Below are 14135 nucleotides of genomic sequence, written 5' to 3' on the forward strand. Positions count from 1 at the left end.
GCAACGACGTGCTCACGGGGCTGTCCGGCGCCGATGTGCTCCTGGGCGAGGTGGGCAACGATGTGCTCGCCGGCGGCGCGGGCAAGGACGTGCTCACCGGCGGGGCCGGCCAGGATGTGTTCGTGTTCGACAGCCGTCCCAATAAGACGACGAACGTTGATCGGATCGAGGACTTCAAGGTGGCGGACGACACGMTYCATCTGGCGAGGAGCGTGCTCACGAAGATGGCGAAGAAGGGCGTGATCAAGAGTGCTGAGTTCTACCAGGGCCCGAAGGCGCACGACCGGGACGACCGCCTGATCTACGACAAGAAGACGGGGGCCTTGTACTACGATGCCGACGGCACCGGCGCACAGGCTCAGATCCAGATCGCCACGCTCTCCAAGAACCTCAAGATGACCTACAAGGACTTCTTCGTCATCTGAGCGGAGGCAACAGCTTTGTTGCAATCTGAGTGGAGCAGGATTGTCAGGTGTAGACCATCAAGGAGCAGGAAGACGCCGGATCAGAATGGCCCTACGATTCGAAGATTCCTAGAAAGGATAAGTCTAGAATCTTCGATGCGAGTGGCCGTAATCCGGCTCTTTCCTTCAACGACGCAAGCGGCATCCTGCCGCTTGCGGTTTCGGCTTTCGTGAGGCGATGGTCGACTAGGGTTTCTCAGCTAAAGCAGTCGTCGGCCCACCGCCGTCGACGACATATTTCCAGGATCCATCCGCCTGCTTTTTCCAGACGCTGACATAGACGCCGACAGTGATCCCATCGGCTCCCTTCAGCGTGTAGCGGCCGAAGGTGTAGCCGAGGTCGCCGCTCTGTGCGATTTCGGCTTTCAGCGGCTCCCAGCTCAAGGGAGAGCCTTGGATCTTGCTATATTTCTCGGCCAGTTTCGTCTTGCCGTAAATCGGCATCGCGCCCTGCTGCAGCAGGATCGCATCCTGGTCGGCATAATGCACGAAAGCTTTTGCCAGACCCTCGGTTTGGGCCATGGCACTAAAGGCCGTATCGGCCTCGATGATAGGTTGGGGCGAAGGCATTGTTTGCGCTGTTGCGGGATCGGCTAGCATGAGAAAGGCACCAAAGGCCATGTAGTTTCTGAAGATCATGAGTGATTATGAAACTTCATTTCAGAAAGTACAAGGGCACGTACGCTGTATATTCCCATCCTCACTCCGGTTTGACGTGACAACGCCCTCTGACATTGAGGCCGCCATAAGCGGCAGGGCGCAGCCACATCCTGCCTTGGTCTGACTGGCGGAAGCTAGTTGTTCACCTAGGGACGGCGCGGTGCGGAATATGGCATGTAATATGCTTTCAAGAGGGGCTAACGATGGCTATTACAGTCGGCAACGATACCAACGAAGAATTCATTCTGAATGCGGGGGTCGTCGATCCCGAAAATATCTTCTACGGCATGGGCGGTAACGATACGTTCATTGTCAATGCCGGCGTGACCAACGCCGATATTTCAGGCACCAACAACGTTGGCGAGGGTGCCGAGACTCAATGGGATGTCGTCAAGCTTCTCGGCTCCGCGAGTTTCAATTCCATTAACGCAATCGATGTCCTGACGTTCGGAGATGCAACTCCGTCAACGACGCTCACGTACAATGCCAACAGCTCTTTCGGCGTCTCGCAGGTTGTCGGATCCGCCGCCGGTATCGATACGATCGTCTTCACGAGTGGTTCCGAGGCCGTCAATCTCGATCTTTCCAGGACCGCTTTCGTCAATTGGTCTCGCCCGAACCAGACGATCCTCGTCAACCTGAACACCAATCCCGCCGAAATTCTCGATGATCGCTTTTTCGGCAGCGCTGCCGGTGAGCGGGTCACCGCCGGCAATGGCCGCGACCTGCTCTACGGCAATGCGGGTGACGATTATCTCGATGGCGGCGACGGCATCGACGTGCTCGATGGCGGCGAAGGCGACGACACGCTGATCGGCGGCGGCGGCGAAGGCCCGAACATTCTCAAGGGCGGCAACGGCAACGACGTCTACAAGTACAACGAGAAGGTCGATATCATCATCGATACCGGCGGCCTCGATGCCAAGATGGTGGCCAAGACCACCACGATGTCATCCAAGGACAAGCTCGAAGGCTTGGTCGCGGACGAGATCGTCGGCGGCAAGACCATCAATCTGACAGGCAATGTCAAAGCCAATCTGCTCATCGGTCACGCTGGCAAGAACACTCTCAAGGGCATGAACGGCAACGACATCCTTGAGGGTCGCGACGGCAACGATCAATTGGATGGTGGCGCCGGCAACGATAAGCTCTATGGCGGTCTCGGCGCCGACAAGCTCATGGGCGGCGTTGGAAAGGATACTTTCTATTTCGATACGGCGCTCAGCGCATCGAATGTCGATAAGGTCTCCGGCTTCTCGACCCGCGATGATCAGATCGGCTTGGACCACAGCATCTTCGCTGCTCTGACAGTGGGCAAGCTCGCCTCTGCCGCCTTCCACATCGGTTCGAAGGCCAAGGATGCGGGTGATCGGATCATCTACAACAAGTCGAATGGTGCTTTGTACTATGACGCTGACGGCTCGGGTACTGCGGCTGCGGCCATCAAATTCGCAACGCTCGATAAGAACCTCAAGATGACCTACAAGGACTTCTTCGTGATCTAAGCCACGTCGTCGTTCCAGGGGTCCTCTTCGCTGACGAATGCAGCGGGGAGAATCTCAAGAGCCATCTTCTCGCGAGACAGCCCCTCCTGAACGTCGCTTCAGGAGGGGCTTTTTATGCCGTCTCCTCACCTGCGAACGGTTCGGCAAGAGCTGTCGATTGTCTCCGCCTGTATCTCGGCGCCGTAGGCGAGAAGATCAGAAGTGCGCTGTCGCACCCTGTGCTGATCTGGCCTCCCAGGCCTATCTGTTCAGGGAGGAGACGACGCAACGGAAGGCGTGGCATGCCCTTCTTTCTGCATTACTCTACCACAGAGGCGACCATGGGCGATTTTCGTAAGCTGACGGACCGGGCGGCGTTATTCCAAATCAATTCACTCTTTGACGGAGACGATGGAAATAATACGCTTCCGGGCAGCGACGGAGCAGACGACATCATCCACGGGTATGGTGGGAACGACTCGATCTACGGCTTTGGCGGTAATGACTCTCTGTACGGAGGCGAAGGAGACGATCAGCTGTTTGCTTCCGACGGGAACGATCATCTCTGGGGCGGCGCTGGAGCCGATACGCTCTATGGCGGCGACGATTTTACGTATGCGCATTACGACCAGTCCGCCACCAAAGTAACCGTCGATCTTGTCAATCAAGGCAACAACACGGGCGAAGCCGCCGGTGACCAACTCAACAAGATTAAGGGCCTTGTGGGCTCCGCCTTTGATGACACCCTTGTCGGTAACGCCGAGGCAAACCATCTCGATGGTGGCGCGGGCGGCGACATCCTGAGAGGGGGCGCCGGCGAGGATACGCTCACCGGTGGTGATGGAGACGATATCCTCATCGGCGGGGCTGGTGCCGACCATATGGTCGGCGGCGCAGGCCTGGGCGACATGGCGAATTATTCCGATGCCAAAATCGGGGTAAGGGTTTATCTAGGCGCGCCGCAGGGCAACACGGATGATGCAGCCGGCGACACTTATGACGGCATCGAGAACATCGCCGGTTCTATGAATGGAGACCTGCTCGTCGGTGACGATCAGAACAACATGATTTACGGCATCGGCGGCGGGGACACCATGCAGGGTGAGGCCGGCAACGATGGTCTCGAGGGCGGCGACGGTAACGACAGCCTGAAAGGCGGGGAAGGCGACGACAGTCTCGACGGCGGCGCCGGCGGCGATGAGCTCCATGGCGGTAACGGTTTTGACTTCGCAACCTACGCCTCGTGGAATTCGACAACAACGGTCGGCATCAGGGTGAGCTTGAAGGTCCCGGGCAACGTCAATGACGGAGATGCCAAAGGCGATAGCTACGACAGCATCGAAGGGTTGATCGGCTCTCGCTACAATGACTTGCTCGATGGCAATGACGGCGACAACAACCTGCAGGGCTGGTATGGCGACGACACCCTGCAGGGTGGGCTTGGTCTCGACACTCTCTTCGGGGGCGAGGGCAATGACAGGCTCTCCGGCGGTGACGGTGACGACATTCTGGTCGGGGAGGCTGGAAACGATAATATCGCTGGCAGCGACGGCACTGACATCGCTGTCTACAGCGGCAGGTTTTCGGAATACACGATCACAGCTAATGCGACGAACTATACCGTTGTCGACACCAAGGCGGATCGTGCCACCGGCAACAACGGAACCGATACGGTCAACAACACGGTCGAGATTCTGCGCTTCGACGATCTCGATTATCGCCTCAACAATCGCGAGCCGACCGACATCCGGCTGACGACCGCGGCAGTTAGCGAGAGCACTCTCGCCTCGACCATCGTCTCCAGCCTGACGGCCGTCGACGCGGATGGCGACGCGATCAGCTACAGCCTGGTATCGACGGACGGTCCGTTCAAGATCGACGGCAACAACCTGATCCTGACCGGCCCGCTCGATTACGAAACCAAGACCAGCCATACGATCACGGTCAAGGCCTGGAACGGCTATGGCGCCGGCACCACCCAGGTGCTGACGATCTCTGTGGCGGACGTGGTGGAGAACAACGATCCGAAGGACCCCAACAATCCTGACCTGCCCTTGATTCTGCGGGGCACCGCGAAGAATGACGTGCTTCAAGGCCGCAATGCCAACGACGTTCTGTACGGCCTGAACGGCAACGACAAGCTCTACGGCGGAGCGGGCAACGACAAGCTGTATGGGGGCGCAGGCAAAGATGTGCTGGACGGCGGCTCCGGTCAGGACATCTTCGTGTTCGACACCAAGCTGTCGAAGCTGTCGAAAGTGAACAAGGCGAACCAGGACAGGATCGTCGACTTTGATGTCAAGGACGACACGATCCATCTGAAGAAGAGCGTGTTCACGAAGCTGGACAAGAAAGGCGTGCTCAAGAGTGCCGAGTTCTATGCCGGCACCAAGGCGCACGATGCCTCCGACAATCTGATCTACAACAAGAAGACGGGGGCGTTGTACTACGATGCCGACGGCACGGGCGTGCAGGAGCAGGTCCAGATTGCGACCCTCTCCAAGAACCTGAAGCTCACCTACAAGGACTTCTTCGTCATCTAAGCCGAGCTTTCGTTCAACAGAGATCCCTCACGGGCAAAGCGCCGTGAAGGAGATACGCAAGATGCGTCTTCTCGCGAAGCGGACCCTCCTGAACGTCGCGTCAGGAGGGTTCTACATGCCGTCTCACCGCCCCGACTGCAATGCAGTACAATAGTCCGCTTGAAGTGAAGCCTGCAGGCTTGTCTCTAGTGCCAACCTGTATCTCGAGCTGCAATATACTACTTCAGTCTTAGTACAAATGCAGGTGCCCCATACTGGGCAGACCCGCTATTGCTTGATCTCCCGTAGGGGCAGTACGGGGGAGGGGCCGCAAACTGGACTAATTCAAGATTCCAGCGCGGCCCTTCTTGCGTGCGGTTCCTTTCACGGGCTTTCTTCGCTCTGTCTCGTAAGTGAGAGGGGCGCTGGCGAAGGACATTTCGCATCGCGGCTTGCCCTTCCGAGATTTACTGTGAAAGCGTCATACGCTCTGAATTCGGATGGAAGGAAAGCAGGAACTCTTTCGCTGTTCCCTCACGCATCGAGCTTTGAAACAGGAGTTGGGAGCTTCGATAAAGGAGTGGTCCCCGACCCGTGTAAGCGTCGGATGGAGGGCGGCGAATCTTCCATGAGCAGAACAGCTGTGTGAGCCAGTTCAAGGTAGTCGCTCCGGAGTTTGTCCGACGCGTCGTCCCATGTCCCATCTTGTTCGATACCGAAGAGGGCCTTCGCGATATTCTCAAGATGCTGGGATGTCATGGAACACCTCACTCTCGCCATGCAGCGGCTGGCGATAGGAAAGCTATCTTGTTGTCCTGGTCACTGGCAATCAAGCCAGGTGGGCGAGCGCGAAATTTCGCTTGCACAAACGAGTCTATATTTTGTGATCTGGCGCGCCCAATGAGTTAGGCCTTCTATAAGGCGTTCTTATTTTGGCGTCTCTATGCCGCTATCTGCAAGACAGGAGTGCTGATTGAGCTGCGCATGAGCAATGCCACTAGATCGCTTTGGCGTGTCGTCCTCGTTTTACGGAAGAGGTTCTGAACATGGAACGATACGGTGGCCAGAGACACGTTGGATTGCTTCGCGATCTGCTCCAGTCTGTTTCCATCCGCCAAAGCGACAGCGATGCGTGCCTCTGTGCGCGTAAGGTTATAGATCTTCGCGATGATCGGAGCCGAGAGAGGAGGATTTATAGACGGATCGACAACGATGACGGCGACCGTCGGTAATCCTGCCTGGGTTCCGATATTCAGGGGGCATATATGAACAACCAATGGCGCCTGTGCTTCGCGCGGAATGGGCACGACACTGGAACTCGGCTGATCTGCCGTGGCGGCTCGAATAGCATCCCGTAATGTGCGCGCGGACGCTGGCTGCATCGCGCAAAGGCGGCCGGCGGCAACCATCAGGGAGCCGCCTTCAGAGAGAATCGCTTCGGCAGTTCGGTTCAAATTCTTTATGTTGCCGGAGCCATCGAGATAGATGACACCTCGCGACATCCCGTCCAATGTCCCGGCAATGTTGGAGAACAAGATTTCGAGGTCTAACGGCTGCCCTTTATAACTTACGGCCTCGTGGTAAACTGAAGCAGGTGTTTGGCTTCGCTGAAGACGTTTCACCTGGGCAAGGCATGCTTGAAACGTCGCTTTCACCGTATCCGGATCGATCGGCCGCACGATGACATCGTCAGCGCCAAGCTCTCTCAGCTTGAGCGCGCTTTTCCGATCCGAATTTGAGGAAACGACAATGAAGGGCGTCCCATCCAAAGCGCCGTAGTTTTCACGGACTGCTTTGAGAAGTTCCGTGGCAGACATGTCGGGCAGGGAATCGTCGCAGACGATGAGACTTGGGCGGATGCCGGCAAGCACGGCGATTGCAGCGTCGGCGCTGCTGGCTTCAGTAACCTGATATCCGATGCTGCTAAGATCAGCTGCGAATGCCGAACGATTGCACTTATCGTGGTCGACATAAAGAACTGTTTGGACGCTTCCTTCACTCACAGTCATCTTTCGCCCCAACCCGCTAGATTAAAGTACGCGTACGAAACATTTGGTGAGAACCCGCCGTTCGCACCGCTCTGAGTTAGACAATCTGGAAAGCCGCTGCTTCATGCGAATGGGTGATGCCATTACGTCCAGTAAAGCTAACGAGAATACTGAACGAGTATTGCCTCGCCACTCGGCATGAGAAGCCGCTTCAACCTTTTCCCACTCAGTCTTATCATTTATTAAGCTCTATACGTCGTTCTGGACATAAGAAGCCCTTTGATGGCAGCGGGAATACTGACACCATGAAGTAGTTGCGATTTGCGGTGGGTGAATGAGCGCTCCGACGCGCGGCTTCGGAGTCCCGAAACTGCTCGGCCAATTAAGTTTGGCATTTATTCAGAGCCAAGCCACTGATCTCCGCATCAACACTGACGAGAGCGAATAACCTCACGTCACTGTTATATATAATATAGTTAGGTCGAGCGAGACAAAGGAGATTAGTTGCAGTTTTGATGTCAATTCGAATCGATAGGATCTGGGATAAAGCCCTTATTTTTCATGAACATAATCTTGGCTTGGAGGAAGTTCCGCCCCACGATCAGCAGGCGTTCCGTGGGAATGAGAAGGAGCCTTCGATTATCCGCGGGATCCTTGATCTTCTCCAGCATTCCGGCGAATTCCATATCGTCGATGTGACGAGATATAGTTGCTTCAGTGGAAAATTCAGACAGGTAGGTCGCAATTTCCTTGAGGGTGATGGGAGCCTTGGTCAGCCACCGATGAGCGATGAGGCTTAAGATGGCATCTGCCTCAAAGATGTTTCGCCAGGGGGTCCGCAACTGGCCCGAGGCGACGACGGCTCTGCGGAAATCCGATCTCCAATGCAGCCAGGCGACTTCGATTTCCAGGATGGCCATCTCTTCAGCCGTGAGCTCCACGCTGGACTTTGACAGCGTACGCGGGGCGGCTTTGGCGATTTCCTCGGAAACGGTCTTGATGGCTTTCGGCTTCTTCATCCCACTTCGGTCCTTCGGCTTCCACGGCAGGGTCCATCAATAAGGTATCCTGTAGCTCTGGGGGAGGGCCTTTTGTAGAAAGTGCCGCGCTAGCGATGTACTGGCTAAATCAAAGATCTGGGCCGCTGCTGCGTCCTAGTTGGACATAAGTCATGTAGCGTTTCGGCTCCATGGCTTCAGGTCAAAATGTATATATAATATTACGAATATGCTTTCGGGCATTCAGCGGCCTTCAAGACTCACGACGTGACAATGTGAAACACCAAGAATGCTCAAGTGTCATTGAGCTTCCTGGGATGAGGGCGTTGCCTCAGTCTTTTGCTGAATGCAAGCGGCTCAGAGGCGAGTGTGCCAGCACACATTGCTCAAACAAAAAAAGCACCTGCTGCACATTTCCTAGTTGTTCAACTAGGGAGACGTTACGTCATTTATGTCATCTCAATCCTTCAATAATTCAGCGCTTCGATTCGACAAGACCCGGATCGATGCTCCAAGACCGCGAAAGGGAAGAAGATATGACGTTTAAGATTTGGGGCACCGAGGACTTGGTCCTAGCGAAATCTGGTCTGAGTAAATCGAATATCGCGAACCTGCCGAATGGCGGCTATGTCGTTTCCTGGACCGAAAGCGACAGTCGGATCTACATCCAGGAATATAATGGCGCTGGCCAAAAGGTCGGTACGAGACGCGCTGTCGATACGGCGGGCGACAAGCAATATACCTCGGAGGTCCAGGCTTTTGGAGCGGACGGAGACTTCGTGGTCAGCTGGCAGGAGTCGAGCACCTCGGGTAATAGTTGGGCCTACAAATCCCGAATATTCAAAGCCGACGGAACGGTCCAGGATACGCAAGTCATTGCGGGGAATATTGTCAGCGCTAACCAATATCGGCCGGCAATTGCGAGCAAGCTAGATGGTGGATTTGTCTCAACTTACCAAACCGGCAACGTCATCAAGTTCTCGGTGCACAACCCGGACGGCACGATCTCTGGTACCTTCGATGTTGCATCCAACAATGGCATCCAATGGGCCGATGTCATCGCCACTGGTGAGGACAGGTATATCGTCAGCTATTCCATCAGTGGCACGATCTATTACCGGGCGATGTCCGCGAGCGGTCCACTTAGCGCCCAGACTTCGGTTGGACTAGGTGCTCGCTCGGATGTCGTCGCCCTGAAGGATGATGGAGGTAACCCGAATGGGGAGTCCGCCATCGTTTACAATGCCGGTAAAACCGTAACGGCAAAGCTGTTCGCCAGTGGCGCTACCGTTGAGATCACACGCGAAGGGTTGGACGAGTACGACTTCGTCAGTGCAACGGCACTGAGAGGAGGTCGAATTGCAGTTGTTTACACGGAAATCGTTAAAGACTCGAATGGCAGGATTACAGATAACGGTGACGTATTCCTAAGGATTATCGAGGCCAACGGTCAGCTGGGAGAAAAACTCCCCATCAACTCCCGAGCTGCTAATGACGGCACAGGGCAGCAATACACGCCTGCGGTCTCTGAGATGAAGGATGGCCGCCTCTCCATCACATGGCATGATCCGTCTTATCCTGGTGGATCAAGTATCTCGACAACGATCGTCGATCCGCGCATCAAAGCCGTCTCGGTCGAGGGAACGGCACGGGCCGATATCTATTACGGCTCGGAATATAGCCTCGACATTCTGCGCGGCAACGGTGGCAACGACAAGCTCTATGGCGCTGCCGGAAACGATATTCTCAACGGCGGCGCAGGCAAAGATCTCCTCGATGGCGGCGCAGGCGACGCTGACATGGCCGACTACAATGGCGGCCACGGTGCTACCCTTCCCGATGGCACCATAATAGGGCTCAATGCGAGCCTGGGCGGCGATTTCGCCAACACCGGCGACGCGCTCGGCGATACCTATGTGTCGATCGAGAACCTGAACGGCACGATCGGCAATGACATCCTGGGCGGTAATGCGGGTGCAAACCACATCTATGGCGGCGATGGCCTTGACCGCTTGTATGGTGGCGCAGGTATTGCGGCCGATACGCTCGAAGGCGGTGCTCTGTGGGATATCGCGACCTATGAATATTCCAAGGCCGGCATCGGCGTCACCCTTGATCTGCTGAATCAAGGTGCGGCCAACAAGAGCACGGGCGAAGCGAAAGGCGATGTCTTTATCGAGATCGATGCCTATGGCGGAACTCAATATGCTGATACCTTCATCGGCGCCAATACATACAACGAGTTCTTCGGCAATGACGGCAATGACACGCTGATCGGCGGGACGGCCGCCGACTTCCTGGAGGGCGGCAACGGCGATGACGTTCTTGAGGCGCGCGGCGGTATGGATACCCTCGGCGACGGGGACACCCTGGTCGGCGGCGCCGGCACTGACTATGCATCCTACGAGAACGCTACAGCCGCAGTGACGGCTTCGCTCGCGGATCGGACGCAGAACACGGGCGACGCGGCGGGTGATTGGTACAGCCGCAAAGGGGGCACGATCGAAATCGAGGGCCTGATCGGCAGCGCCTTCGCCGATAAGCTCATCGGTGACAACAACGCCAATATCCTCGATGGTGGGGCAGGTGCCGACACTCTGGACGGCGGCGGAAACAACGACACCGTGTCGTATGCAAGATCCACGGCTGCCGTAGTGGTGAACCTCGTCACCAAACTCGGCTCTGGCGGAAATGCTAAGGACGATCAGTATATCAGCATCGAAAACGTCATCGGCTCAATTTATAACGACACCTTCGTCGCCGATGCGAACGCCAATGTGCTGAATGGCGGGGCCGGAAGCGACACGGTCGATTACTCGGCGTCGACCGCCGGGGTTACGGTCGTGTTGGACGGCACCAGCCAGGGCGGATATGCCCAGGGCGATCGGTATTTCAGCATCGAGAATGTCGTCGGCACCAGCCTCGCGGACACTATCTACGGCGATGGCGGCAACAACGTCTTGTTCGGTGGTGGCGGCAACGATATCCTGCTTGGCCGAGGCGGCAGCGACGTCCTCTATGGCGGAGCGGGCGACGATACCTATCACGTGGACAGCGCCGATGTCGTCAGCGAGGCTGGCGGCTCGGGCTACGATACGGTGATTACGTCGGAGAACTACGCGATCGGCGCAGATATCGAAGCGCTCAGAGCATCGGGCTCTGCAGCCATTTCCCTCACGGGTAACGCGCTGAACAACACGATCACTGGCAATACGGCGGGCAACTGGATCGATGGCGGCACCGGGGCGGATACGATGATCGGCGGTGCAGGCGATGACATCTACGTCATCGACAATGCCGGGGATGTCATCATCGATAGCGAAGGCAACAACATCGTCCTGCTGAAGACAGCATACGATCTGTCCAAGCTCCCGTCGTCTGTCAGCGCCGCCATTCCTGAGGGCGTCAACACTCCCCTAACCGGAACCAGCGGCGCCAATATCCTTCGGGGCAATGCCGCCGCTAATATTCTCAAAGGCCAGGGCGGCAACGACAAGCTCTATGGTCTGGACGGGAATGACAGGCTGTATGGCGGAACGGGCAAGGACACGTTCGTGTTCGACACGCGCCTGCACAAGTCCAAGAACGTGGACAAGATCTACGACTTCAAATCCAGGGACGATACTTTCTGGCTCGACAACGCAGTCTTCACCAAACTGGGCAAGGGCACGCCGACAAAGCCTGAGAAGTTCAAGTCGAAGATGTTCTACGAGGGCAGCAAGGCGCACGATAAGGATGACCGCATCATCTACGACAAGAAGACCGGCAACCTGTACTACGATGCGGACGGCACAGGAAAAGCGGCCCAGGTGAAGTTTGCGACCCTCACCAACAAAGAGAAGCTCTTCTATCACGACTTCTACGTGATCTGATCGAGAGCCAATCAGCTATGAAGAAATGCCGCCCGGCGAAAGCCGTGGCGGCATTTCTGTCTGAGTATGCCGATGAAGAGACTCGCACGCTGATCCGTTGGAATATTTACGCCAAGCGCGGATGCTTTGGCTGCCGGCCGTCTGGCACGGCATATGAGAGCCGCTAATCTCACCAGGAAAACAGAAGTGCGATACCGCACCCTGCGCTAATTCGGCCGCGAAAAACCTGGCTGTTCAGCTAGGGACGACGTAGCGGAAAGTGTGCCATTCAGCCTTTACTGAAGGAGTGAACGATGACGCAGGTAATCTCAACAACCGTCAATACGAACGATGTTGGAGCAACAGTCACTCCTGACAATCCGCTGATCGTGACGAGGCAGGGTGTGCTGAACGCTCTCGGGCATGGCATCGTTGGCGCTGGAATGGCCAAGGTATCAATCTACGGAAGCGTCATCAGTGACCAAATCGGTGCCACGCTCGATGGTAATGCCAACATCCTGACTTTGGGACACGATGCCGTTCTGTCCGGACGCCGCTATGGCGCTATCATCGGCCTCAATGGGATTGGCAACAATCAAATCTTCAATGACGGCGAAATCTCGTCAAGTATGTCGACTTCGCTTGCCATCTATGGAAGCAACAATACCTTTATCAATGGCGGAGTAATTTCCACGTTGAGATTTGAGGCGATTTTATTGTCGGCCAACAACGGTTCGGGCAATAAGATCTTTAACACCGGCACCATAATCGGCGGTTACGCAAATGCAGACGGGACAGGCTCACATGTCGCTCTGAGAGGTCTGAGCGGAAACGAGTATATCCAGAACCAAGGCACTATTTCCGGCGATGTGCTCCTTGATGCCGGCGACGATATCTATGACGGACGAGGTGGAGAAATCGTCGGTCTGATCGATCTTGGCATCGGAAACGATACCGCTTATGGAGGTGCCGGCAGCGAGATTTTCGCTGGAGGAGGCGGCAACGATATCATCGATGGCGGAGATGGGATCGATACATACATCGTATCAATGGATGAGGATCGTTCCGTCAGAGTCGACCTCGGCATATCAAGTAAGCAAAGCGTCGGTCTTGAACCTGTCTATGGCCTCGGCCTCGACACACTTCTCAATATCGAAAACGTGACGAGCTTCGGCGGTAACGACCGCCTTATCGGAAATAGCGGAGCCAATATTTTATCGGCCGGCAACGGCGATGACACTTTGGAGGGTGGAGCCGGCGACGATACCCTTATTGGCGGAGATGGGATCGATACGGTTGTATTTTCCGGCTCCGCTAATGCCAGGATCGATTTGCGGGGTCAGGAGAATCCGCTCTCCAGAGATACAGGCTACGGGCATGACATGTTCGTCGGGATTGAGAACGTCATCGCGGGCGATGGCAACGATGATCTTTGGGGAGATGAGGCAAACAACCTGTTGATCGGCGGCAGGGGCAACGATCTTCTCGCCGGCGAGCGAGGCAATGATACGCTGGAAGGGGGAGCGGGGACCAATACCGCCTACTTCTTTGGCGCTTCGGATCTAACGGCATACCGCAACAATGGCGATGGCACCTGGACGGCGACCGGAAATAACGGCACCGATCTGTTGCGCGACATCCGCTTTCTCCGCTTTAACGACAAGACCGTGGCCTTGTGGAACAGCGCTCCGACGTCTCTGGGGCTGTCGTCGACGTCCGTGTCGGAGGCCGCGCTCGCGGGCACGCTCATCGCCTCGCTCTCGGCCCGCGACGCCGATGGCGACAGCTTGAGCTACAGCCTTGCCGCAGGCAGCCCGTTCCGCATCGATGGCACCAGCCTCGTGCTCACGGGTCCTCTCGATTTCGAGACGAAGGCCAGCCACAGCCTGACGGTGGTGGCCCGGGACGCCTATGGCGGCGAGGTGAGCCAGAGCTTCAAGCTCCAGGTGACGGATGCGGTCGAGGTCACGCCGTTCACGCTCACCGGCACGGCGGGCGCCGACCGGCTCGAGGGCGAGGCCGGCAACGACGTGCTCACGGGGCTGTCCGGCGCCGATGTGCTCCTGGGCGAGGTGGGCAACGATGTGCTCGCCGGCGGCGCGGGCAAGGACGTGCTCACCGGCGGGGCCGGCCAGGATGTGTTCGTGTTCGACAGCCGTCCCAATAAG

General features: G+C 56.6%; 8 protein-coding genes. 5 read left to right on the forward strand and 3 right to left on the reverse strand.

The window, feature by feature from the left end; genetic code table 11:
• Nucleotides 1-425: M10 family metallopeptidase C-terminal domain-containing protein (locus tag AB4Y85_RS19135; RefSeq protein ID WP_441986496.1), on the forward strand; the 425-nt coding region annotated here is incomplete at its 5' end.
• Nucleotides 426-650: 225 nt separating this feature from the next.
• Here AB4Y85_RS19135 and AB4Y85_RS19140 read toward each other — a convergent pair.
• Complete coding sequence (locus AB4Y85_RS19140) at nt 651-1034, reverse strand: YybH family protein (protein ID WP_441986497.1); 384 nt, start codon at nt 1032-1034, stop codon at nt 651-653.
• Between the two features lie 293 nt (nt 1035-1327).
• On the opposite strand from AB4Y85_RS19140, the gene AB4Y85_RS19145 reads away from it, so the two are divergent.
• Both AB4Y85_RS19145 and AB4Y85_RS19150 read left to right on the forward strand, forming a co-directional pair.
• Nucleotides 1328-2629, forward strand: coding sequence for a calcium-binding protein (locus AB4Y85_RS19145; RefSeq protein WP_441986498.1), 1302 nt, complete (start codon nt 1328-1330; stop codon nt 2627-2629).
• Nucleotides 2630-2949: 320 nt separating this feature from the next.
• Nucleotides 2950-5151, forward strand: a complete 2202-nt coding sequence (locus AB4Y85_RS19150; protein WP_441986499.1) for a cadherin domain-containing protein — start codon at nt 2950-2952, stop codon at nt 5149-5151.
• Between the two features lie 920 nt (nt 5152-6071).
• Here AB4Y85_RS19150 and AB4Y85_RS19155 read toward each other — a convergent pair.
• Both AB4Y85_RS19155 and AB4Y85_RS19160 read right to left on the reverse strand, forming a co-directional pair.
• Nucleotides 6072-7139, reverse strand: a complete 1068-nt coding sequence (locus AB4Y85_RS19155) for a response regulator (protein ID WP_441986500.1) — start codon at nt 7137-7139, stop codon at nt 6072-6074.
• A 497-nt stretch (nt 7140-7636) separates the two neighbouring features.
• A complete protein-coding gene (locus AB4Y85_RS19160; protein ID WP_441986501.1) occupies nt 7637-8137 on the reverse strand; it encodes a MarR family transcriptional regulator in 501 nt (166 codons plus the stop codon).
• A gap of 515 nt (nt 8138-8652) precedes the next feature.
• On the opposite strand from AB4Y85_RS19160, the gene AB4Y85_RS19165 reads away from it, so the two are divergent.
• Nucleotides 8653-11988: a beta strand repeat-containing protein gene (locus AB4Y85_RS19165; RefSeq protein ID WP_441986502.1), complete on the forward strand. Its 3336-nt coding sequence runs from the start codon at nt 8653-8655 to the stop codon at nt 11986-11988.
• Between the two features lie 293 nt (nt 11989-12281).
• Nucleotides 12282-14135, forward strand: a 1854-nt coding sequence (locus AB4Y85_RS19170; protein WP_441986503.1) for a cadherin domain-containing protein, incomplete at its 3' end; no start/stop codon positions are given.

This window comes from Microvirga sp. 2YAF29 (assembly GCF_052114605.1).
Taxonomy (GTDB): Bacteria; Pseudomonadota; Alphaproteobacteria; order Rhizobiales; family Beijerinckiaceae; genus Microvirga.

Coding starts and splice junctions, on each gene's coding strand:
- AB4Y85_RS19140 (WP_441986497.1), bottom strand. CDS start 1,034: ATGCCTTCGCCCCAACCTATCATCGAGGCCGATACGGCCTTTAGTGCC.
- AB4Y85_RS19145 (WP_441986498.1), top strand. CDS start 1,328: ATGGCTATTACAGTCGGCAACGATACCAACGAAGAATTCATTCTGAAT.
- AB4Y85_RS19150 (WP_441986499.1), top strand. CDS start 2,950: ATGGGCGATTTTCGTAAGCTGACGGACCGGGCGGCGTTATTCCAAATC.
- AB4Y85_RS19155 (WP_441986500.1), bottom strand. CDS start 7,139: ATGACTGTGAGTGAAGGAAGCGTCCAAACAGTTCTTTATGTCGACCAC.
- AB4Y85_RS19160 (WP_441986501.1), bottom strand. CDS start 8,137: ATGAAGAAGCCGAAAGCCATCAAGACCGTTTCCGAGGAAATCGCCAAA.
- AB4Y85_RS19165 (WP_441986502.1), top strand. CDS start 8,653: ATGACGTTTAAGATTTGGGGCACCGAGGACTTGGTCCTAGCGAAATCT.